Annotated in this window: 22 protein-coding genes; 4 read left to right on the top strand and 18 right to left on the bottom strand. The window is 69.2% G+C overall.

Going from position 1 to position 22,464, the window contains the following annotated elements; all coding sequences use genetic code 11:
* Positions 1-26: 26 nt before the first annotated feature.
* From LC438_RS09290 to LC438_RS09275, 4 genes are all read right to left on the bottom strand, one after another.
* On the bottom strand, positions 27-215 hold the full coding sequence (locus tag LC438_RS09290) for a hypothetical protein (RefSeq protein ID WP_105676339.1): 189 nt from the start codon (positions 213-215) through the stop codon (positions 27-29).
* 108 nt (positions 216-323) lie between these two features.
* Positions 324-953: a 30S ribosomal protein S4 gene (gene rpsD, locus LC438_RS09285; RefSeq protein WP_052674772.1), complete on the bottom strand. Its 630-nt coding sequence runs from the start codon at positions 951-953 to the stop codon at positions 324-326.
* 162 nt (positions 954-1,115) lie between these two features.
* The gene (locus tag LC438_RS09280; RefSeq protein WP_181155949.1) at positions 1,116-2,411 is read right to left on the bottom strand and encodes an acyltransferase; all 1,296 of its coding nucleotides are present in this window, start codon (positions 2,409-2,411) and stop codon (positions 1,116-1,118) included.
* A gap of 49 nt (positions 2,412-2,460) precedes the next feature.
* Positions 2,461-3,804: a replication-associated recombination protein A gene (locus tag LC438_RS09275; RefSeq protein ID WP_105676343.1), complete on the bottom strand. Its 1,344-nt coding sequence runs from the start codon at positions 3,802-3,804 to the stop codon at positions 2,461-2,463.
* Between the two features lie 88 nt (positions 3,805-3,892).
* Between LC438_RS09275 and LC438_RS09270 the strand changes: the two genes are divergently transcribed.
* Both LC438_RS09270 and LC438_RS09265 read left to right on the top strand, forming a co-directional pair.
* A complete protein-coding gene (locus tag LC438_RS09270) occupies positions 3,893-4,189 on the top strand; it encodes a hypothetical protein (RefSeq protein WP_105676345.1) in 297 nt (98 codons plus the stop codon).
* 143 nt (positions 4,190-4,332) lie between these two features.
* Positions 4,333-5,220 carry a formate/nitrite transporter family protein gene (locus tag LC438_RS09265; RefSeq protein ID WP_105676346.1) on the top strand — a complete coding sequence of 296 codons (888 nt, stop codon included), beginning with the start codon at positions 4,333-4,335 and terminating at the stop codon, positions 5,218-5,220.
* A gap of 54 nt (positions 5,221-5,274) precedes the next feature.
* Here LC438_RS09265 and LC438_RS09260 read toward each other — a convergent pair whose 3' ends face one another.
* The 4 genes from LC438_RS09260 to nirB are packed head-to-tail and all read right to left on the bottom strand — an operon-like array spanning position 5,275 to position 10,104.
* A complete protein-coding gene (locus tag LC438_RS09260; protein ID WP_105676348.1) occupies positions 5,275-6,402 on the bottom strand; it encodes a uroporphyrinogen-III synthase in 1,128 nt (375 codons plus the stop codon).
* Positions 6,399-7,148, bottom strand: coding sequence for a uroporphyrinogen-III C-methyltransferase (gene cobA, locus LC438_RS09255; RefSeq protein WP_223586402.1), 750 nt, complete (start codon positions 7,146-7,148; stop codon positions 6,399-6,401). Before cobA ends, LC438_RS09260 begins: the two co-directional genes overlap by 4 nt.
* 11 nt (positions 7,149-7,159) lie before the next feature.
* Positions 7,160-7,531 (bottom strand): nitrite reductase small subunit NirD, encoded by a 372-nt coding sequence (gene nirD / locus LC438_RS09250; RefSeq protein WP_105676352.1) that lies wholly within the window; start codon positions 7,529-7,531, stop codon positions 7,160-7,162.
* On the bottom strand, positions 7,528-10,104 hold the full coding sequence (gene nirB / locus LC438_RS09245; protein ID WP_223586401.1) for a nitrite reductase large subunit NirB: 2,577 nt from the start codon (positions 10,102-10,104) through the stop codon (positions 7,528-7,530). The genes nirD and nirB overlap by 4 nt, the downstream gene beginning before the upstream one ends.
* Positions 10,105-10,318: 214 nt before the next feature.
* Between nirB and LC438_RS09240 the strand changes: the two genes are divergently transcribed.
* On the top strand, positions 10,319-11,689 hold the full coding sequence (locus tag LC438_RS09240) for a DUF349 domain-containing protein (RefSeq protein ID WP_223586400.1): 1,371 nt from the start codon (positions 10,319-10,321) through the stop codon (positions 11,687-11,689).
* 62 nt (positions 11,690-11,751) lie between these two features.
* Positions 11,752-12,303, top strand: coding sequence for a hypothetical protein (locus LC438_RS09235; RefSeq protein ID WP_223586399.1), 552 nt, complete (start codon positions 11,752-11,754; stop codon positions 12,301-12,303).
* On the opposite strand, the gene LC438_RS09230 is transcribed toward LC438_RS09235, so the two are convergent.
* The 10 genes from LC438_RS09230 to pdxS all read right to left on the bottom strand — a co-directional run bounded on the left by LC438_RS09230 (position 12,290) and on the right by pdxS (position 22,434).
* Positions 12,290-14,545, bottom strand: a complete 2,256-nt coding sequence (locus tag LC438_RS09230; protein WP_105677356.1) for a bifunctional (p)ppGpp synthetase/guanosine-3',5'-bis(diphosphate) 3'-pyrophosphohydrolase — start codon at positions 14,543-14,545, stop codon at positions 12,290-12,292. The two genes, LC438_RS09235 and LC438_RS09230, sit on opposite strands and share 14 nt — an antisense overlap.
* Before the next feature lie 69 nt (positions 14,546-14,614).
* Positions 14,615-15,604, bottom strand: coding sequence for a protein translocase subunit SecF (secF, locus tag LC438_RS09225; protein ID WP_105677357.1), 990 nt, complete (start codon positions 15,602-15,604; stop codon positions 14,615-14,617).
* The gene (gene secD / locus LC438_RS09220; RefSeq protein WP_105677358.1) at positions 15,604-17,334 is read right to left on the bottom strand and encodes a protein translocase subunit SecD; all 1,731 of its coding nucleotides are present in this window, start codon (positions 17,332-17,334) and stop codon (positions 15,604-15,606) included. The genes secF and secD overlap by 1 nt, the downstream gene beginning before the upstream one ends.
* A 57-nt stretch (positions 17,335-17,391) precedes the next feature.
* Entirely contained in the window at positions 17,392-17,790 is a 399-nt protein-coding gene (gene yajC / locus LC438_RS09215) for a preprotein translocase subunit YajC (protein WP_105677360.1), read from the bottom strand.
* A gap of 74 nt (positions 17,791-17,864) precedes the next feature.
* Positions 17,865-18,890 carry a Holliday junction branch migration DNA helicase RuvB gene (ruvB, locus tag LC438_RS09210; RefSeq protein WP_105677361.1) on the bottom strand — a complete coding sequence of 342 codons (1,026 nt, stop codon included), beginning with the start codon at positions 18,888-18,890 and terminating at the stop codon, positions 17,865-17,867.
* On the bottom strand, positions 18,883-19,488 hold the full coding sequence (gene ruvA, locus LC438_RS09205) for a Holliday junction branch migration protein RuvA (RefSeq protein WP_105677362.1): 606 nt from the start codon (positions 19,486-19,488) through the stop codon (positions 18,883-18,885). Before ruvA ends, ruvB begins: the two co-directional genes overlap by 8 nt.
* 9 nt (positions 19,489-19,497) lie before the next feature.
* Entirely contained in the window at positions 19,498-20,082 is a 585-nt protein-coding gene (gene ruvC / locus LC438_RS09200) for a crossover junction endodeoxyribonuclease RuvC (RefSeq protein WP_105677363.1), read from the bottom strand.
* A gap of 48 nt (positions 20,083-20,130) precedes the next feature.
* Entirely contained in the window at positions 20,131-20,889 is a 759-nt protein-coding gene (locus tag LC438_RS09195) for a YebC/PmpR family DNA-binding transcriptional regulator (RefSeq protein ID WP_223586398.1), read from the bottom strand.
* A gap of 62 nt (positions 20,890-20,951) precedes the next feature.
* A complete protein-coding gene (gene pdxT / locus LC438_RS09190; protein ID WP_223586397.1) occupies positions 20,952-21,551 on the bottom strand; it encodes a pyridoxal 5'-phosphate synthase glutaminase subunit PdxT in 600 nt (199 codons plus the stop codon).
* Positions 21,541-22,434 carry a pyridoxal 5'-phosphate synthase lyase subunit PdxS gene (gene pdxS / locus LC438_RS09185; RefSeq protein ID WP_105677367.1) on the bottom strand — a complete coding sequence of 298 codons (894 nt, stop codon included), beginning with the start codon at positions 22,432-22,434 and terminating at the stop codon, positions 21,541-21,543. The genes pdxT and pdxS overlap by 11 nt, the downstream gene beginning before the upstream one ends.
* Positions 22,435-22,464: the final 30 nt, after the last annotated feature.

The raw sequence follows: 22,464 nt of genomic DNA, 5'->3' as shown, positions 1-22,464 counted from the left end.
GGGTGCCGCGTGGTGGAGCGCGGGTCTCAGTCGTCGGCCGGCTCGGTGAGCCGTGCCTCCTGCTCGCGGTACGCGTCGCCGATGATCGCCGTGAACTCGTTGATCCGGGCGTCGACCTCGGCGAGGATGTCGTGGCCGCGCGGGTCCTTGTTCATGAAGTGGGCCGCGACGAAGCCGCCGATCACGCCGATCAGGAACCACAGCACGTTCTTCATGTCGTCATCCTTGCCATTAGATCCGCGAAGGCGCGGTCATCCCATCGTATGCGCAAACGACAGGAGGCGTCGGGTGACCCCGACGCCTCCTGTGCGAGAAACGCTGTATCAGCGAGCCGCGTAGTACTCGACGACGAGCTGCACTTCACAGGTCACGGGGACCTCGGCGCGCTTCGGGCGACGGACCAGACGCGACTGGAGCTTGTCGAGCTCGACCTCGAGGTAGCCGGGAACGGGAGGCAGGACCTCGGCGTGACCGCCGGCTGCTGCGACCTGGAAGGGCTCGGTGCCCTCGCTCTTGGCCTTGACGTGGATGAGCTGACCCGGCTTCACGCGGAACGACGGGCGGTCGACGAGCTGGCCGTCGACGAGGATGTGACGGTGCACGACGAGCTGACGAGCCTGCGCGGTGGTGCGGGCGAAGCCCGAACGCAGCACGAGGGCGTCGAGACGCATCTCGAGGAGCTCGACCAGGTTCTCACCGGTCAGACCCTCCTGGCGGCGAGCCTCGTTGAAGGTGTTGCGCATCTGCTTCTCGCGGATGCCGTACTGCTCGCGCAGACGCTGCTTCTCACGCAGACGGACGGCGTAGTCGCTGTCGGCCTTGCGCTTCGTGCGGCCGTGCTCACCCGGAGCGTAGGGACGCTTCTCGAGGTAGCGGGCGGCCTTCGGGGTGAGGGCCACGCCGAGGGCGCGGCTGAGACGGACCTTGCGGCGGTCCTGGGACTTCGTGGTCACGAAGCTGTCCTTCCGATGACGCGGTCGCGGCTTTCGCGACTCGCGGACGTATCGCCCGCGTTCTGCCTTGGAGCGCACGCCGGGGCGCCAGCAAGGTGGGGTGTGAACGAGGAGATGCCCGAAAACTCGGTTTCGAGCCGATCAAGTCTAACAGATCGCCGATCACTCCCGCGGAACACCGGTGTTCCCCGCATCCTCCATCGGCTCGACGCTCCGCCGCGGACCCGGACCGCCCACGGTGAGCCAGACGATCGCAGCCACGAGGGCGAGCAGCGCGCCCGCGGTGCCGGGAGCCAGATACCCCTGCGTGAGCACCCAGCCGACGGCGACGACGAGCAGCAGGGTGCACACGGCCGCCGCCCACAGCGGCATGACGCGCCCCCTCTCCTTCGGCCACCGCTTCTCGATGGGCGGGACGACGACGCAGAACACCCCGATCACGACGATGATCGCGATGAGCCAGGGGATGCGGGTGAGCCACCACTCCGGCGTCAGCGCAGTCGGGAACGGCAGGCCGAGCGCGAGCTGCCCGCCCACGACCACGGCCATCGCGACGGTGTGCCAGAGGTAGATCACCATTCCGTACAGCCCCAGCGCGCCGATGACGACGAGGACGGCCCGTCTGCGCATGAGGGCGCGGATCGCCGGCTGCAGCAGGGTGAACAGATAGACCTGGGCGAGCCCGAGCAGAAGGAGGAGCACGGTCGGCGGATTCAGGTTGGCGATCATGTCCGGGTCGTACCCCATGCCGAAGACCGCGACGCACATGAGCCCGTACGCGACTGCCGCCAGCAGGAGGAGCAGCCACCGCGGACGGCGGGAGTACCACTGGTCCCGCACCCCGAAGCCCAGCTGCTGCACGAACAGCCAGAGGAAGAGCCAGTTCAGCGCGCCGAGAGGCAGCCCCAGATACCGTCCGGAGAGGTCCACCGCCACGACGAGAGCCGCGAGCGAGAGATAGGTCGCCCAGGCGGCGTGGCGATGGAACCACGCCATCAGCGGCACGAAGGAGGTGCAGATCGCGTAGACCGCGATGAACCACAGCGGCTCGGCCAGGCGGAACGCGAAGGTGCGCAGGAACTCCGGATCCGCCCCGCTCGCCGCCATCACGCCGATCACGACCAGCACCCCGAGCATCGCCAGCAGCACGGGCCGGGCGAGACGCAGCGCGCGCACGCGGATGTACTCCCCCGCTGTCTCCCCGCGATGACGCAGCCGACGCCACGTGGTGATGCCGGCGAACCCGCCGGCGATGAAGAAGGTGGGCATGATCATGCCCACCCAGGTCAGGCCGGCCAGCGGGGTCCACTCCGCCAGCGCGTTGAAGGCGCGGAGAGGCTCCCCGTCGATGCCCATCTGCAGCGCGTGCAGCAGCACGACGACGGGCAGGCAGATCGCGCGGACGAAGTCGATCGAGAGATCGCGATCGGGAGGGATGCGGGTGAGTCTGCCTGGCACGAGCCCACTGTAGAGGGAAGGCGGCGCAGGACGGCGGATGCTGCTCCGCTCAGCGATCCCCGAGGATCTTGCGGATCCGCTCCAGACGCGCGGAGATGTCGCGCTCCGCGCCGAGGTTCTTGGGCTCGTAGTACCGACGCCCGTCGAGCTCGTCCGGCAGGTACTGCTGCGGGAGGATGCCGTACTCGCTGTCGTGCGGATACACGTAGCCCTTGCCGTGCCCGAGACGCTTCGCCCCGGGGTAGTGCGCGTCTCTGAGATGCAGCGGCACCCGGCCGAAGCCGCCGGAGCGGATGTCGGCGATCGCCGCGTCGATGCCGACGTACGCGGCGTTCGACTTCGCCGTCGTCGCGAGGTAGACGGTCGCCTCCGCGAGCGGGATGCGCCCCTCCGGCATGCCGATGAAGGCGACGGCGTCTGCGGCCGCGACCGCGATCACCAGGGCCTGCGGGTCGGCGAGGCCGACGTCTTCCGACGCCGAGATCACGAGCCGCCTGGCGATGAAGCGCGGGTCCTCCCCCGCCTCGATCATCCGGGCGAGGTAGTGGAGCGCGGCATCCGGATCCGATCCTCTGATCGACTTGATGAACGCGCTGATCACGTCGTAGTGCTCATCGCCCTGCCGGTCGTAGCGGAGCAGAGCCTTGTCGACGGCCTGCGCCACATCGTCGGCGGTGACCGCGGGAACGCCGTCGGCGTCGCCGTCGCTCTCGCCGTGGGACAGCGCCACCGCGGCCGCGGCCTCCAGTCCGGTGAGAGCACGCCTGGCGTCGCCGGATGCGAGCCGCACCAGCGCCGACCGCGCCTCGTCGGAGAGGGAGACGCCGCCGTTCAGTCCGCGCGCGTCGGCGACCGCCCTGTCGACGAGCACGCCGATGTCGTCGTCGGTGAGCGGCTGCAGCGTCAGCAGCAGGGATCGGGAGAGCAGTGGCGAGATGACCGAGAACGACGGGTTCTCGGTCGTCGCGGCGATGAGGATGACCCACCCGTTCTCGACTCCAGGCAGGAGGGCGTCCTGCTGGGCCTTGGTGAACCGGTGGATCTCGTCGAGGAAGAGGATCGTCGTCTGGCCGTAGAGGTCGCGCTGGGTGATCGCCTCCTGCATGACCTCCCGCACGTCCTTCACGCCGGCCGTGATCGCCGAGAGCTCGACGAATCGGCGACCGGACGAGCGCGCGATCGCCTGCGCCAGGGTCGTCTTGCCGGTGCCCGGCGGCCCCCAGAGGATGATCGACACGGCTCCGGGCGAGGTCGCCGCGGGATCGGCGAGGGCGACGATCGGCGACCCCGCTCTGAGCAGGTGCTTCTGACCGGCGACCTCGGCGAGCGAGACGGGTCGCATGCGCACGGCGAGGGGCGTCTGCCCTGAGAGCAGTGCGGCAGCGGATGTCATGCTCTCCAGGCTAATGCGGGCGAGGGACACTCGCGGCGATAGGCTCTCAGGCGACGTCGTCGATTCACGTCCAGTAAGGGAGCACGGCATGGTGGCACGCGGTTCGAAGAGCGCACAGACACGCGCCCAGGCGGAGCGCGCCCGGTTGCATGCGGCGCGCGGCGCCTGGCACGACGGCCAGATCCGCCGTCGGGTGCGCGACAACACGATCGCCGGCGTCGTCGGAGGACTCGTCGTCGCCGCGGCCATCGCCAGCCAGTTCGTGCACGCGCAGGTGACCGCCCCCGAGCCGACCCCCACCCCGACGTCCACGGTCTCCCCCACGGATGCGCCGACCGTGCAGCCCTCGCAGGAGCCCACGCCCGCGGAGACCCCGGCGGAGTGACCGACGACCTCACACCCGCCGCCGCGCGGTGTGAGCGGATCGCACCACGGATGTAACGCCTCGGGCGTCTGTCCGAAACGCGTATGCACGAGTGTGGGCACAGCGAGCGATCCGCTCGCCTCGATCCTCGTGGAGGTCCGCCCATGTCATACGCCACGCCCGCAGAGCTCGTCACCCTGATGGTGGATGCCGGCGCCTACAAGCTCCGTCTTTCCACCCGCGACACCCTCATCCGCGCCTTCATGGGTGCGGCCGTGCTCACCCTCGGCGCCGCCTTCGCCGTCACCGTCTCGACGCAGACCGGGCAGCCGCTCCTCGGCGCTCTCCTGTTCCCCATCGGCTTCGTGCTTCTCTACCTCCTCGGCTACGACCTGCTCACGGGGGTGTTCACTCTGGCCCCGCTCGCCGTCCTCGACCGTCGCCCCGGAGCGACGGTCACCGCCGTCCTGCGCAACTGGGGACTGGTCTTCCTCGGCAACTTCGCCGGGGCGCTCCTGGTCGCGCTGCTCATGGCGATCTACTTCACCTACGGGTTCTCGGCCGATCCGAGCCCGGTCGGCCTCGCGATCGGCGAGATCGGGCACGGTCGCACGGTCGGCTACGCGGAGCACGGCGCCGCCGGCATGCTGACCCTCTTCATCCGAGGAGTCCTGTGCAACTGGATGGTGTCGACGGCGGTGATCATGTCGATGGTCTCCAAGACCGTGCTCGGCAAGATCGTCGCCATGTGGCTTCCGATCACCCTGTTCTTCTACATGGGATTCGAGCACTCCATCGTGAACATGTTCCTGTTCCCCTCTGGGTTGCTCCTCGGCGCCGACTTCACGATCATGGACTATCTCGTGTGGAACGAGATTCCGACCGTCGTGGGCAACCTCGTCGGAGGGCTCCTCCTCGCGGGCCTCCCGCTCTACCTCACCTACGGGAGGACGGCCGCGGCCCGACCGATCCGCGCCCAGCGCGCCGAACGCGAGCGCCGCGCGCCGCGCACCGCACCGGAGCGCGCACCCGAGGTCGTCGGAGCGATCTGAGCGCCTCACCGACGATGGCCCGGAGCATGCAGCTCCGGGCCATCGTCGTCGTGTTCAGCGGTCGCTGACGGCGAGGCGATAGCCGCGCTTGACGACCGTCTGGATGAGATCCGTCCCGCCCACTGCTTCACGGAGTCGCGCGATCGCGACTTCCACGGCGTGGGGATTGCGCTCGCCTCCGGGCAGTGCGTTCCCGAGGTCCGCCCTGGTGAGAACCCGGCCACCGGCATCGGCCAGTGCCTCCAGGAGCGCCGAGCCCGTGCGCGACAGCGCGATGAAGCGCCCGTCGATGAGCGCACCGCTGCTGCGCACCTCCACGCGGCCGACGTCCGTGACGAGCGACGGCGCCCGACCGCCCCCGAAGTGAGAGATCACGGTCCGCGCGAGGGAGCCGAGTCGACCCCGTTCGGCGATCGTGAGCGGAAGGCCCGCTTCCTTCAAGGGGATCGCGGTCACCGGCCCCACCGCCGCCAGCAGCAGCCGTCCGGCCTCCGCGCGTCGACGGATCCGGTCGATCGCCCCTGCCTCGGCAGCGACGGCGAGCCATGAGGCCGTTCCGGGGGCGGATGTGAAGAGCACGGCATCCGCCTCACCAGAGGCCGCCTGCAGCGTGGAGCGGCGCACGACCTCGGGGTTCGGCGGCGGGCCCCAGCGGTACACCGTGATGCTGACGACGTCGGCGCCCGCGCCCTCCAGGAGCTCGTCGAGACCGTCCGCACCCGCACCGTGGTGCTGCACGACGATGCGCTTGCCCGACACGCCCGACGCGAGCAGGTACTCCCCCACCTCCGCTGACGTCTCGGACTCCGCGACCCAGTCCGCGGAGAATCCCGCCTGCTGGATCGCGCCGTGCGCCTTGGGCCCTCGCGCGACGAAGTGCGCGCCATCGAGCGCGGCGTCCAGTCGCTCATCGACGCCGTGCTCGTGGGCGGCGTCCATCCAGCCTCGGAAGCCGACACCGGTCGTCACGACCACGATGTCCGGAGGTGCGGCGACGAGCCGCTCCGTGCGGAGCAGCAGTTCCTCGTCGTCGGCGTTGGGCACGATGCTGAGCGCGGGCGCCCGGTGCACGGCGGCGCCGCGGCGTTCGAGGGCGGACGCCAGGTCCGCGGAGCGTCGATCGGCGGCGACGACGATCGTGCAGCCGGCGAGTGCGTGTTCGAGCGGACGCGTCGGACTCACGCTGTGCCTGTGGAGATCAGATCGGCGGGGAGCAGGAGGTCCGCCCGCGCGACCTGACCGAACACGATCACCGCGGGGTTGGTCACACGTGCGTCCTCGGCCTGTCTCACCACGTCTCCCAGTGTGCACCGGATCGTCCGCTGACGATCCGTGAGCCCGTTCTCGACGATGGCGACGGGCGTCGCCGCATCGACCCCGAAGTCGAGGGCGGACGAGACGATGCGCGGAAGGGCCGACACGCCCATGAGCACCACGGTCGTGACTGCGGGATCGGCCATCGACGCAAGCGTGCTGTGCGTGATCTCGCCCTGACCGTTCACCACGTGGAGCGCCGAGGCGACGCCGCGATGGGTGACCGGGATGCCCGCGGCCTGTGGGACGGAGATCACGCTGCTCACTCCGGGAGTGACGCTCACGGGGACGCCTGCCGCCTGACACGCGATGACCTCCTCGCCGCCGCGTCCGAACACGAAGGGGTCACCGCCCTTGAGGCGCACGACCCTGCTCCCCGCCTTCGCATGCGCCACGAGCAGCGCGTTGATCTCCTCCTGCGGCACCGGATGGTGCCCCGGCCGCTTGCCGACATCGATCACCGTGACATCAGGGTCGATCTCGGCACGCAGCTCGTCGAACGGTCCCAGGCGGTCGGCGACGATCACGTCGGCCTCCTGGAGCAGCCGGTACCCGCGGAGCGTCATCAGATACGCGGGGCCGGGACCGCCCCCGACCAGATCGACCCGTCCCACGCGAGGCCGCTTCACCGGGGCACCTCGACGAAGACGTCTCCCTCGACGACCCGCACCGGCCAGACCCGCAGACCGGACTGCGCCCCGTCCTGGACGACCTCTCTCCCCTGGGCGTCGAGGCACTCACCGGTCGCGAGATCGAACACCTGCTTGTGCAGCGGGGAGGCGACGGTGTCCGCGTCCCCCCGAGTGCCCACGATCCCTCTCGCGATCACCTGGGCGCCGGTGAACGGGTCGAGGTTGTCCACGGCGCGCACCGATCCGTCCCGCAGCCGGAAGAGCGCGACCTGGAGGTCGTCGACCAGGGCGGCGCGTCCGCGCTCCACTTCGAGGTCGTCGAGCCCGCACACCCGGATGCTCTCCCGCACCGCAGGCGAGGTCATCGGCGCACCTCCAGAGCGGTGCCGGCGATGAGGACTCCGCCGCGCTTCTCCGCCGCTGTCGCCGGGCGGATCTGCCCTCGCTCCGCGACATAGGCGAGCGAGGGGTCCGGAGTGTCAGCCGCGTTCACGAACGATCGGAACCTGGCGAGCTTCTCGGGGTCGCGCAGTGTCGCCGCCCATTCGTCCTCGTACCGGTCGACGTGCTGGGCCATCGCTTCGTCGAGGTCGCGGCAGATGCCGAGCGCATCGTCGAAGATGACGGAGCGCAGCGTGTCGAGCCCGCCCTCGAGCTCGTCGAGCCAGGGCGCCGTGCGCTGCAGTCGATCGGCCGTGCGGATGTAGTACATGAAGAACCTGTCGATCGCGCGGATCAGCCCGTCGTCGTCCAGATCGGAGGCGAGCAGCTGTGCGTGCTTCGGAGCGAATCCGCCGTTGCCGCCCACGTACATGTTCCAGCCGGTCTCGGTCGCGATGACGCCGACGTCCTTCCCTCGCGCCTCCGCGCACTCGCGGGCGCATCCGGAGACCCCCAGCTTGAGCTTGTGCGGCGCTCGGAGGCCCCGGTAGCGCAGCTCGAGCCGCACGGCCATCCCCACGGAATCGAGCACTCCGTAACGGCACCAGGTCGATCCGACGCAGGACTTCACCGTGCGCAGGGACTTGCCGTACGCGTGCCCCGACTCGAATCCCGCATCCACCAGCCGCTCCCAGATGAGCGGGAGCTGTTCGAGACGGGCGCCGAACATGTCGATGCGCTGGCCGCCCGTGATCTTCGTGTAGAGGGCGAAGTCCTTCGCGATGCCGCCGATCGCCAGCAGACCGTCCGGCGTCACCTCGCCGCCCGGCATGCGCGGCACCACCGAGTAGGTGCCGTCCTTCTGCATGTTCGCCATGACGTGGTCGTTGGTGTCCTGCAGCGTGGCGTTCTCGCCGTCGAGGACGTGCGATCCGACGAGGACCGAGAGGATGCTCGCGATCGCCGGCTTGCAGATGTCGCACCCGCGCCCTCGTCCGAAGCGCTCGACGATCGAGCTGAAGGTGCTCAGCCCGGAGACCCTCACCGCGTCGAAGAGCTGCGCCCGCGACAGCTCGAAGTGCTCGCACAGCGCGTGGGAGACCGTCTGACCCAGAGCGACGAGCTCCTGTCCGACCAGCTTCTTCACCATCAGGGCGCACGAGCCGCACGTGGCGCCCGCCTTGGTGCAGACCTTGACGGCGGCGGCATCCCGACACCCCTCCTCGTGCACGGCGCTCCGGATGCGCCCGGCGGACACGTTCGCGCACGAGCACACGACCGCCTCGTCGGGGAGGGCCGCTCGCGCGGGCTCGTCGCCGTTCTCCGGCAGCAGGTAGGCGGCAGGGTCAGCACCCAGACGCGCGCCGACCAGCGGACGCAGCGCTCCGTATGCGGACGCGTCGCCGACGAGGATGCCGCCGAGCAGGGTCTGGGCGTCGTCCGAGAGGACGAGCTTCTTGTACACGCCCGCCACCGGGTCTGCGTAGACGACGTCGAGCGCATCGGGCGTCGTCGCCATGGCGTCGCCGAAGCTCGCCACGTCCACGCCCGAGAGCTTGAGTTTGGACGAGTCGTCGTATCCGGGGAACGCCGCCTCTCCTCCGAGCAGACCGGTCGCCGCGACCTCGGCCATCGCGTACCCGGGCGCCACGAGCCCGACGCAGCGCCCCTCGTAGTTGGCGACCTCGCCGATGGCGAGGATGTTCTGGTCGGACGTCGTGCATCGATCGTCGATGAGCACACCGCCGCGAGGGTCCACCCGCAGCCCCCCGTTGCGGGCGAGCTCGTCGCGCGGACGCACTCCGACGGTGAAGATCACGACGTCGGCGCGCAGGAACGAGCCGTCCTGGAACTCCAGAGCGGTCACCGCTCCCGATTCGTCGGGGTCGAGTCGGGTCGTGCGGGCCTCCGTCCGCACCGTGATGCCGCGGGCCTCCAGGAGCCGACGCAGCATGGAGGCGCCGACCGCGTCGAGCTGCTGGGACATGAGCCGATCGGAGTACTGCACCACCGTGACGTCGACGTCCATCCCCTGCAGCGCACCTGCCGCCTCGAGGCCGAGCAGTCCGCCCCCGATCACGGTGCCGCGAAGCGGGCGCCCGAGCATGCCTGCGCGTCGCGACACGAACTCCTGCAGCCGCTGCATGTCGTCGAGCGTGCGATACACGAAGCATCCGGGCAGGTCTGCCCCGTCGACCGCCACCCGCGCGGCGTACGAGCCGGTGGCGAGCACCAGGGTGTCGTACCGGAGCACGCGCCGGGATCGCGTCGTCACCGTTTGCGCGGCGCGATCGAGCCGCAGCACGCGGTCATCCCTCACGAGCTCGACGCGATCGTCGTCGAACACGGATCGGTCGAGTTCGAGATCCTCTGGCCCCGCGCCGGAGAAGAAGCCGCTCAGTCCGACCCGGTCGTAGGGATGCCGCCCCTCGTCGCCGAGCACGGTCACGCGCATCGCGGCATCCGTCCTGCTGAGCAGACTCTCCACGAACCGATGCGCGACCATGCCGGCCCCGACGACGACGATCTCGGGGGTTGCGGGGGCGATGTCGTCCATGGATCTCCTGTCGACGCGGGGACTGTCGTGCTGGCGACGATAGGAGTGCGGTGTTTCCCGGAGGTGATGCGCCGTGTTTCGCGCATCGAACGTTCTCCTCACAGATCGATAACGTCCGCGTGAGAACGCGGGGCCACAACGGGAGTGCCCCTCGTACTAGGCTGAAGTTCGTCCTTTCCGCCTCCCGCGGCCGTACCGCGCAAGGAGAATCATCGTGTCTGCCCCCGAGTCCTCGAAGCCGACTCCCCCCGTTCCCGTTCCCGCTCCCCCTGCCGCGCCGCTGCCGCGCAAGCTGCCGTCGCCGGCCGCCGTCGCGCCCGTCGCAGCCGCCGCGACGCCCCCCACGTCCACTCCCGAGGAGGTGGCGAAGTGGGGACGCGTGTCGGAGGACGGCACCGTCGAGGTGCTCGAGGGCGAGACCTGGCGCGTCGTCGGTCAGTACCCCGACGGCACTCCCGAGGAGGCGCTGGCCTACTTCGTGCGCAAGTACGACGACATCGCCTTCAAGGTGCACGCGCTGGAGCAGCGCCACCAGGCCGGTGGCGCTTCGGCCGGCGATCTCGCGAAGCAGGCGGGGCACGTTCTGACCGAGGCGACGGATGCCGCGGCCGTCGGCGATCTCGCTGGACTCCGCGACCGCCTGAACGCCCTGACCGATTCCCTCTCCGAGGCCACCGCCGAAGAGGCGCGCCAGGCCAAGGAGCTGGTCGACAAGGCCGTCGCCGAGCGCACCGCCCTCGTCGAGCGCGCGGAGGCCATCGCCGCCCGCGACCTCTCGAAGGTGCAGTGGAAGCAGCTGACCGCCGAGCTCGGCGCGCTGTTCGACGAGTGGCAGGCCCACCAGCAGAACGGTCCTCGTCTGTCGAAGGGCGTCTCACAGCAGCTGTGGAAGCGATTCCGCGATGCGCGCGCCGTCGTCGACAAGCAGCGCCGAGCGTTCTACTCGGAGCTCGATGACGCGCACAAGGCGGCCCGCGATGCGAAGACCCGCCTCGTCGAGCGCGCCGAGGCCCTCGCTCCTCGCGGCACCGACGGCATCCCGTCGTACCGCAACCTCCTCGACGAGTGGAAGGCCGCCGGCCGCGCCGGTCGCAAGGCCGACGACGCGCTCTGGGCGCGCTTCAAGGCCGCAGGAGATGCGCTGTACTCGGCCCGTGCCGAGGAGGCCGCGGCGGAGGAAGCCGAGTCGGCTCCGAAGATCGAGGCCCGTCAGGCTCTCCTCGAAGACGCCAAGGCCGTCGCCGACGAGCCGAACATCAAGAGCGCCCGCGCACTGCTGACCCGCATCCAGCGTCAGTGGGACGAGGTCGGTCGCATCTTCCCCCGCGAGAAGGAGCGCGCTCTCGATGACCGCCTGCGCGTGATCGAACAGGCGCTCAAGGCCCGCGAAGAGGTCGACTGGAAGAAGAACAACCCCGAGACCAAGGCACGCGCGAACGACATGAGCTCGCAGCTGGTCGAGGCCATCGAGAAGCTCGAGGCCGAGCTCGCCGCGGCGGAGAAGGCCGGAGACAAGAAGGCGGCCAAGACCGCGGCTGACGCTCTCGAGGCTCGTCGCACCTGGCTGAACGCCCTCGGGGGCTGAGCCTCTCCACAGATCTCCGCAGAGACGCCCGGACGCGGGATGCCGTACGCCACACTGGCGTGATGCATCCCGCGTTCGTGTATCTGCCCGGCGATCGTCTGACTCTTCCCGAGCTCAGCTCCGCGCGGCTCGACGGGCACGTGGTCGAGCTCGGCGAGGGGTACATCCCCGCCGATCTCGTCGAGGGGCCGGCGCTCAGGGCCCGCATGATCGCCGGACTGGTCCCGGCCGGCACTGCGGCCTCGGGACCGACAGCCGCGTGGATCCACGGGGCCGGCGACACGCCCCCGACACCCCACCACGTGCAGCGCACCGCGGAGAGGAGATTCAGACCGGACCCCGATCATCGGCTGATCTTCCACGACACGCGCGTCCCGGCATTCGATGTCCAGTTGCTCGGCGGAGTCCTCACGACCACTCCGGTGAGGACGATGGTCGATCTCGCGCTCACCACCACCCGTGACCCGCGGATGCTCGTGTGGATGCGCCTGCTCGCGGCCGAGAGCCCACCGCTCGTCGAGGAGGCCGAGCGCTCCCTGTCGGTGAGGACGCGCGTCCCCGGATCACGGGGCGCGCTCGCGACTCTCGAGAGGCTGAGGCTCAGGAGGAGGTGACGCGGTACACGTCGTACACCGCATCGATGCGCCGCACCGCGTTCAGGACGCGATCGAGGTGCACGGCATCGCCCATCTCGAAGACGAACCGGCTGAGCGCGAGGCGCTCGTCGGTGGTCGAGACCGTGGCGGAGAGGATGTTCACGTGGTGCTCGCTGAGCACGCGGGTGACGTCGGAGAGGAGTCCGGAGCGATCGAGCGCCTCGACCTGGATCTGCACGCGGAACACGCTCTTGGTCGTGGGCGCCCAGGACACCTCGACGAAGCGGTCCTTGTCCTCCTCGCTGCTGAGGGCCTTCACGTTCACGCAGTCGGCCCGGTGGACAGAGACGCCGCTGCCACGGGTCACGAAGCCGACGATCTGATCGCCCGGCACCGGAGTGCAGCACTTTGCGAGCTTCACGAGGATGTCGGCGGCTCCGCGCACGAGCACGCCGGAGTCTCCGGCACGGGGCTCCCTGGTCGGGATGCTCCCGGGGAGGTCGATGGGACCCGTGGCCGGATCGTTGGCCGCCACCAGCGCGGTGACCTTCTCCAGCACGGACTGCGTGGAGACGTGCCCCTCGCCGACCGCGGCGTACAGTGCGGAGACGTCTTCGTAGCGAAGCTGGTGCGCGACCTCTGCGAAGGAGTCCTGGCTCATCAGGCGCTGCAGCGGGAGGTTCTGCCGGCGCATCGCCCGGGCGATGGCCTCCTTGCCCTGCTCGATCGCCTCCTCGCGACGCTCCTTCGTGAACCATCCACGGATCTTGTTGCGCGCCCGTGTGCTCTTGACGAAGCCCAGCCAGTCCTGGCTCGGACCCGCGTCGGGGTTCTTCGACGTGAAGACCTCGACGACGTCTCCGCTCTTGAGCTCGGACTCCAGGGGCACGAGGCGTCCGTTGACCTTGGCGCCCATCGTGCGGTGACCGATCTCGGTGTGCACGGCGTAGGCGAAGTCCACCGGAGACGCATCGGCCGGAAGGCCGATCACACGTCCCTTCGGCGTGAAGACGTAGACCTCCTTGGCTCCGATCTCGAAGCGCAGGGAGTCGAGGAACTCACCGGGGTCGGCCGTCTCCGCCTGCCAATCGGAGATGTGTGCGAGCCACGCCATATCGGCGTCGGCGGCGCGCACCTCGGCCTTGCCGCCGTTCATCCGCTCCTTGTACATCCAGTGGGCGGCGACGCCGTACTCCGCCTGCTGGTGCATCTCCTGCGTGCGGATCTGGATCTCGACCGTGCGACCGGCCGGACCGATCACCGTGGTGTGCAGCGACTGGTACAGGTTGAACTTCGGGGTGGCGATGTAGTCCTTGAACCGGCCGGGCAGCGGAGTCCACCGGGCGTGGATCGCGCCGAGGACCGCATAGCAGTCGCGCACGGAGGCGACGATCACACGGATGCCGATCAGGTCGTAGATGTCGTCGAACTCGCGACCCCGCACGACCATCTTCTGATAGACGGAGTACAGCTGCTTGGGGCGTCCGACGACCTTGCCGCGGATGCGCAGGTCACGCAGATCCTCGTCGATCTCCTGGACGACCTGGTTCAGGTACTTCTCGCGCTGCGGCGTGCGCTGCGCGATGAGGCTGTGGATCTCGTTGTAGATCTTCGGGTGCAGCACCGCGAAGGACAGGTCCTCGAGCTCGGACTTGATCGCCTGGATGCCGAGTCGATTGGCCAGGGGCGCGTAGATCTCCAGCGTCTCCTTGGCCTTCTTCGCCGCCTTCTCGGGCGGCACGAAGCCCCAGGTGCGCGCGTTGTGCAGTCGGTCGGCGAGCTTGATCAGCAGCACGCGGATGTCCTTCGACATCGCCACGATCATCTTGCGGACGGTCTCTGCCTGGGCGCTCTCGCCGTACTTGACCTTGTCGAGCTTGGTGACGCCGTCGACGAGCATCGCGACCTCGTCGCCGAACTCGGCGGTGAGCTCGCTCAGCGCGTAGCCGGTGTCCTCCACGGTGTCGTGCAGGAGAGCCGCGGCGATCGCCCTGGGTCCGAGGCCCAGCTCGGCGAGGATCTGGGCGACCGCGAGCGGGTGGGTGATGTACGGCTCGCCGCTCTGACGCTTCTGGCCCTCGTGCTTCTCCTTGGCCACCGCGTAGGCGCGCTCGATCACGGCGAAATCACCACGAGGATGATTCGCTCGGACCGTGCGGATCAGGTTGTCGAGATCATTGATCCGGGGCGCGCGGGAGAAGATGCGGGGAACCAGGCGTCGCAGGCTCGAACCCTGCGACGACGTCTGCGGTTCCGCCATCCGCTCACCTCCCCAATCACTACATCTTACGCGGGTCCTGCGGGGCCGAGCCCCGCAGGACGAGCACGATCACGCGTCGACGGTCGCCTTGGCGCGAGCCTCGCGGATCTTCGCGTCACGCGCCATGAGCTGCGGCTCGTTCTCGCGGAACAGCGAGTAGAGCGGAGCGGCGACGAACAGCGTCGAGTACGTCGCGACCAGGATGCCGACGAAGATCGACAGCGAGATGTCGGTCAGCGTCTCCGCGCCGAGCCAGAAGGCGCCGATGAAGAGGATCGCCCCGACAGGCAGTGCGGCGACGACCGAGGTGTTGATCGAGCGCACCAGCGTCTGGTTGACGGCGAGGTTGACCGACTCCCCGAAGGTGCGTCCGGACTTCTCCCCGTCTTCCGTGGTGTTCTCCCGGACCTTGTCGAAGACGACGGTCGTGTCGTACAGCGAGTAGGCGAGGATCGTCAGGAAGCCGATGACGGCCGCCGGAGAGATCTCGAAGCCCGCGAGAGCGTACACGCCGATCGTGATGACGAGGACGTCGAGCAGGCCGATGATCGCCGCCGCGGACATCTTCCAGGTGCGGAAGTACAGGGCGAGGATGAGGAAGGTCAGCGCCAGGAAGATCGCGAGTCCCCACAGCGACTGCTTGGTGACGTTCTCACCCCACGCGGGGCCGATGAACGAGGAGGTGACGCTCTTCAGGTCGACTCCGTAGGCATCGGCGAGAGCGGCGGAGACCTTCTGCGTCTCCTCGTCGCTCATCTGATCGGTCTGGACGCGGATGTCCTTGCCGCTGACGACCACGACCTTCGTCGCAGCATCCGGAACCACCGAATGCACGGCCTTGGTCGCCGTGCTCTGATCGATGCTGTTCGGGGCGGTGACCGTGAACTGCGATCCGCCGGTGAACTCGATGGAGAACTGCACGGGACGGATGAACGGGACGAGGATCGACCCGACCACCAGCGCGATGGCGATGATGAACCACAGTCGACGCTTGGCGACGAACGGGAAAGAGGTCTTCCCCGAGTACAGGTTGTTGCCGAACTCACTCATGGAAGCCATCAGTTCGCCCCCTCATTTCCGCCGCTGCCGGCTCTGTCGCCGGCGAGTGCCTCTGCGCGCTTGCGCTCGGCGATCGTCTGCCTGCGGTCTGCTTCTCCGCGCGAGCGCGCGTTCTTCGCCCCGCGGCCGGCGGATGCCGTCGCGACCTCGCGGTACTGCGAGCGGCTGCGGTAGACCGCGCCGAGGGACTCCGGGTCGAGGCCCGAGAGCTTGTGTCCGCCGCCGAAGAAGCGGGTGCGCACGAGCAGCTGCATGACCGGGTGCGTGAAGATCACGAAGATGAACACGTCGATCAGGGTCGTGAGCCCGAGGGTGAACGCGAAGCCCTTCACCGTCGCATCGGCCAGGATGTACAGCACGACGGCGGCGAGGATGTTGATCGACTTCGAGATGTAGATCGTGCGCTTCGCGCGGCCCCAGCCGTCTTCCACGGCTGCCGTGATCGACTTGCCGTCGCGCAGCTCGTCCCTTATTCGTTCGAAGTACACGATGAAGGAGTCCGCGACGAATCCGATCGACACGATCAGACCGGCGACGCCGGCGAGCGAGAGACGGAAGCCCATGCGCCACGCGAGGATGCAGATGATGATGTAGGTCAGCACACCCATCACCGCGATCGAGGCGACGATGACGGCGCCGAGAGCCCGGTACACGATCAGCGAGTAGATCGCGACGAGCGCGAGGCCGATGAGACCGGCGATGAGGCCGATCTGCAGCTGCTGCGTACCGAGGGTCGCCGACACGGTTCCCGAGCTCTGCACCACGAAGCTGAGAGGCAGGGCGCCGAACTTGAGCTGGTCGGCGAGAGTGGTCGCGGACTCCTGGGTGAAGCTGCCCGAGATGCTCGGGCGGCCGTCGAGGATCTGCCCGTTCATCTGCGGAGCGCTGATCACGCTGCCGTCGAGCACGAACGCGAACTGGTCGCGCGGCGAGAGGTTGGCGAGCTTGTTCTGGTACAGACGCGTGCTGACCTTGCCGAAGGCGTCGGCTCCCTCAGACGTCATGGTCAGCTGCACGAGCCAGGCGCCCGACTTGGGGTCGCGGCCGGCCGTCGCATCGGTGATCGCGGTGCCGGTGAGCTCGGCCGGGCCCAGGAGGTACTTGGCGGTGCCGCTCGGGTCGCAGGCGATCAACGGCTGGTCCTGGGGAGCCCGCGAGGCGTCGGCCGGCGGGTTCGCGCAGTCGTAGGCGAGGAACTCGGCCTGCAGCTTGTCGGTGACCCACGCGAGGTCGCTCGAGTCCGTCGGCTTCACCGTCGGGGTGGCGTTCAGCGAGGGGTCCGGCGTCGGATACGGCGTGGTGTTGCCGTCCTCCCCGGTGAACGACGTCGCGGCGGCCGTCGTGTAGAGCACCGCGCGGAACTCCAGCTGAGCGCTCGACTTGATCCGCTCGCGCGTGGCCTCGTCGGCCACACCGGGGATCTGCACGACGATGTTCTGGCCGCCCTCGGTCGTGATGTCGGCCTCGCTCACACCGGAGGCGTCGACACGCTGCCGGATGATCGCGGCCGCCTGGTCCATCTGCTCCTGCGATGGCGCTGCGCCGTCTTCGGTCTGCGCCTGGAGGACGATCTGCGTGCCGCCCTGGAGGTCGAGGGCGAGTTCTGGGGTCCACGAGCTCTGCTTGAACACATACACGCCGAGCGCGTTGATGCCGAAGAGGACGCCTGTCACCAGGACGAGTCCGAGAAGGACCCTCCAGGCGTGACGGACCGGAGAGGAAGAAGCCACGTGATCAGCTTTCTGAGATGCCGGAGCGCCGGTGCGGCGCCATGGTCCTGAGGAGGATTACTTGTCGTCCGCGTCGCGCTCGAGACGCGCGCGCGTCTCCTCGGCCGTCTCGATGCCGGGAGCGGCGTCAGCGGCGGGCGTCTCGTCGACGGCATCCGTCACGTCGTCCGCGATGGCGTCCTTGGGCTCGACGACCCGCAGGATCGCCTGGCTGTGCACCTCGATGATCGTGCCGGGTGCGATCTCCACCAGAGCCGGCTCGTCCAGGTCGATCGGGTCGTAGGCCACGATCGTCCCGAAGATGCCGCCCTGGAGCAGGACCTTGGCGCCGGGGACGGTCTTCGTCGCCTTGGCCTCCTGGTCGGCCTTCATCTGCCTCTGACGCTTGCGGGTGTTCACGAACATGAAGATGATCAGCACCGCGAGGATCGGGAGCATGATGAGTGTGGGATCCATCGCGGATGCCTTTCAGTCGCGCACACGCCGACGACGGCGTGCACCAGGGGGGATCGGAAGGAAGTCTTCAGCGATTATAGGTGATCGAACAGTCCGTCTTCGGTGCGACGGGCGACGCCGAGGTGCGCGTAGGCCTCCGGCATGGCGATCCGACCCCGCGGAGTGCGACCGAGGAAGCCGATCCGCACGAGGTACGGCTCCACGACGCTCTCCACGGTCTCGGCCTCTTCGCCGACCGCGACGGCGAGCGTGCTGAGACCGACGGGGCCGCCTTTGAACCGGCGGACCAGCGCTTCCAGCACTGCCCTGTCGAGGCGGTCGAGGCCGATCGAGTCGACGTCGTAGAGCTCGAGGGCCGCGCGGACGCCGGACAGGGTCGCCTCTCCCCCGCCGTGCACGAGTGCGTAGTCGCGGACGCGCCGGAGGAGGCGGTTCGCGATGCGGGGGGTGCCACGGGAGCGCCGTGCGATCTCTGCGAGGGAGTCAGAGGGCAGATCGACTCCGAGTACGCGAGCGGATCGGTCGATCACGCGCTCCAGCTCGGACTCGTCGTAGAACTCGAGGTGGCCGGTGAAGCCGAAGCGATCCCGGAGCGGGTTCGGGAGCAGACCGGAGCGGGTCGTCGCGCCGACGAGGGTGAACGGGGCGAGCTCCAGGGGGATGCTCGTGGCCCCGGCGCCCTTGCCGACCATGATGTCGATGCGGAAGTCCTCCATCGCGAGGTACAACATCTCCTCGGCCGAGCGCGCCATGCGGTGGATCTCGTCGATGAAGAGGACCTCGCCGGGGGTCAGGCTCGACAGCAGGGCGGCCAGGTCACCGGCGTGCTGGATCGCCGGGCCGCTGGAGAGCCGCAGCGGACGCCCGCTCTCGTGAGCGACGATCATGGCCAGAGTGGTCTTGCCGAGCCCTGGGGGGCCCGCGAGGAGGATGTGGTCGGCCGGGCGGCTCTGGATGCCGGCGGCGTCCAGCAGCAGCTGCAGCTGGCCGCGGACCTTCTGCTGACCGACGAAGTCGCTGAGACTGGTCGGTCGCAGCGCGCCCTCGATGGCGAGCTCTGTCTCGTCGACCGGCTCGGTCGCGTCGCGCGCGTCAGACACGCGCCGGCCCCAGCATCGCGAGGGTGCGGCGCAGGAGCGACGCGACGGACGAGCGCTCGGCCTCCGAGGCGTCGGCAGCCGTCTGGGTCGCCGCCTCGACGGCGACCTTCTCGGACCAGCCGAGCCCGATGAGCGCCGCCGCGACCTGATCGATCACGTCGACTCCCCCGGCGGCGGGCTTCCTGGCCGGGCTTCCGACGGGAGCCACCTTTCCGGCGAGCTGCACGACGATCAGCTTGGCGGTCTTCGGACCGATGCCGGAGACGCGACGGAACGGCGCGTCGTCCTCCGCGGTGACGGCCTCGGCGATCTGGTCGACCGTGAGGTGCGAGAGGACACCGAGCGCGGACTTCGGTCCGACACCGGTGACGCTGATGAGCAGGCCGAAGACCTCCAGTTCGCTGCGATCCGCGAACCCGTAGAGCGACAGGGCGTCCTCGCGGACGATGAGACTCGTGTGCAGCATCAGCCGCTCCCCGATCGCGGCGGTGTGCGCGACATCGGCGGGGACGGCGACGGAGAACCCGACTCCTCCGACTTCGATGACGACCTGGTCCGGCGTCGTGTGCAGGACGATGCCGTGCAGCGAGGAGATCATCTCACCAGTCTAGGCACCGGATCGTACATACGTTCGAGCGACACGCTCGGCATCCGCCCAGGCCTTCTGCGCGGGCGTCAGCACGTCCTGCCCCGGAGCTCCCGCAGCCCCTCGGCGCCACGCATGGCACAGCGCGATCGCGAGCGCGTCAGCGGCGTCGGCGGGCTGCGGCGGGGCGTCGAGACGGAGGATGCGGGCGATCATCGCCTGCACCTGCCTCTTGTCGGCGGAACCGTAGCCCGTGACCGCGGCCTTCACCTCGCTCGGCGTGTGGGTCGCCGCAGGAAGACCGGCCTCGGCCGCCAGCAGGAGCGCGACACCGCTCGCCTGCGCGGTGCCCATCACCGTGTGGCTGTTCTGCTGAGCGAACACGCGCTCGACGGCGACCGCGTCAGGGCGGTGCGCCGCGATCACCTCGCGGATGCCGGCGGCCACCGTCGCGAGACGTTCGCCGATCGGCGCGTCGACGGCGGAGCGGATCACGCCGACGTGCACGAGCGTCCCTCGACGGGCGCGGTCGACGTCGACGACGCCGACACCGCACCGGGTCAGACCGGGGTCGATGCCGAGGACGCGCAACGTGGAGGAGGTCACCTCTCCAGGCTATGCGCCGTCAGCGGCGCCGGCTGCCCGGCGCGCCCGTCACTCGTCGTTCTCGAGCTCCGCCTGCACCTCGGCCGACAGGTCGAAGTTGCTGAACACGTTCTGCACGTCTTCGCTGTCCTCGAGGGCGTCGATCAGTCGGAAGATCTTGCGCGCCGTGTCGGCGTCGATCTCGACCTTGAGGTTCGGGACGAACTCGACGTCGGCCGACTCGTACTCGATGCCCGCGTCGACGAGGGCCGAGCGCACCGAGACCATGTCGGTCGGCTCGGTCACGATCTCGAAGCCCTCGGCGTGCGGCTCGATCTCCTCGGCGCCCGCCTCGAGCGCCGCCATCATGACGTCGTCTTCGGTGGTGCCCTCAGAGCTCACCACGATGACGCCCTTGCGGCTGAAGTTGTACGCCACGCTGCCGGGGTCGGCGAGGGTGCCGCCGTTGCGGCTGAGCGCGGTGCGCACCTCGGCCGCCGCACGGTTCTTGTTATCGGTCAGACACTCGATCATGAGGGCGACGCCGTTGGGTCCGTAGCCTTCGTACATGATCGAGGTGTACTCGACGGCCTCGCCGCCGATACCGGCGCCGCGCTTGATGGCGCGATCGATGTTGTCCTTCGGGACGGAGGTCTTCTTCGCCTTGAGGACGGCGTCGAACAGCGTCGGGTTGCCCTGCAGGTCGGCGCCGCCGAGCTTGGCCGCGACCTCGATGTTCTTGATGAGCTTCGCCCACGACTTCGCACGCCGCGAATCGATGATCGCCTTCTTGTGCTTGGTCGTGGCCCACTTGGAATGCCCGGACATAAGTCTCCCGCTCGTCGAATCCGCCCGGGCGCCTGGCCCAGGGCATCGTCCAGTCTAACGAATCACGCCGCGCGCGCCGCGACCCGATCGAGGAAGCGCGCGTGGAAGCGGCTCTCCCCCGTGATCTCCGGGTGGAAGCTGAGCCCGAGGAGACCGCCCTGCTCGACGGCGACGACGCGGCCGTCCGGCAGTGCGGCGAGGACGGATGCCGCCTCTCCGACGCTCTCGACCACCGGTCCGCGGATGAACGCCGCCTTCACGGACCCCGTGCCGAGCTCGGGAACGTCGAGCTCCGCCTCGAAGGACTCGACCTGGCGGCCGAAGGCGTTGCGTCGGACGACGACGTCGAGCCCGCCGAACGACTCCTGTCCGTCGATCGCGTCGACCACGGCATCCGCCAGCATGATGAGCCCGGCGCAGGTGCCGAGCACCGGCATCCCCGCGGCGATCGCCTCGCGGATGGGCTCCTGCAGACCGAAGATCCGGGAGAGCTTGTCGATCACGCTCGACTCGCCGCCGGGGATCACGAGCCCCGATACCGTCGCGAGCTCCTCCGGACGGCGTACGAGCACGACCTCGGCGCCGAGACCGGCGAGCAGGGCGGCGTGCTCGCGCACGTCGCCCTGCAGCGCGAGCACGCCGACCTTCGGGCTACCAGCCACGCTCGGCGAGGCGGTGCGGTGCGGGGAGGTCGGAGACGTTGATGCCGACCATGGCTTCGCCGAGTCCGCGGGACACCTCGGCGATGACCTTCGGGTCGTCGAAGAACGTCGTGGCCTTGACGATGGCCTTCGCGCGCTCTGCGGGGTTGCCCGACTTGAAGATGCCGGAGCCGACGAAGACGCCATCCGCGCCGAGCTGCATCATCATGGCGGCATCCGCGGGGGTGGCCACGCCGCCCGCCACGAACAGCACGACGGGGAGCTTGCCGGTCTCGGCGATCTCGGCGACCAGCTCGTACGGCGCCTGCAGCTCCTTGGCTGCGACGAACAGCTCGTCCTTCGGGAGCGCGGTGAGCGCGGCGATCTCGCCGCGGATCTTGCGGATGTGCTTCATCGCCTCGGAGACGTCTCCGGTGCCCGCCTCACCCTTGGAGCGGATCATCGCCGCGCCCTCGTTGATGCGGCGCAGTGCCTCGCCGAGGTTGGTGGCGCCGCACACGAAGGGCACCGTGAAGCCGTACTTGTCGATGTGGTTGACGTAGTCGGCGGGCGAGAGCACCTCGGACTCGTCGATGTAGTCGACACCGAGCTCCTGCAGCACCTGGGCCTCGACGAAGTGGCCGATGCGCGCCTTCGCCATCACGGGGATCGAGACCGCGTCGATGATGCTGTCGATCATGTCGGGGTCGCTCATGCGCGACACGCCGCCCTGGGCGCGGATGTCGGCGGGAACGCGCTCGAGGGCCATCACGGCGACGGCGCCGGCGTCTTCGGCGATCTTCGCCTGCTCGGCGGTGACGACGTCCATGATGACGCCGCCCTTGAGCATCTCGGCGAGCCCGCGCTTGACGCGCGAGGATCCGGTGGTGGTCTGTTCGGTCATGAGGGGCTCCTGTCAGGATGAACCAAAGCT

The sequence above is a fragment of the Microbacterium sp. OVT16B genome, assembly GCF_019969705.1.
GTDB lineage: Bacteria > Actinomycetota > Actinomycetes > Actinomycetales > Microbacteriaceae > Microbacterium > Microbacterium natoriense.
This window is presented reverse-complemented; position numbering and strand designations above follow the sequence as displayed.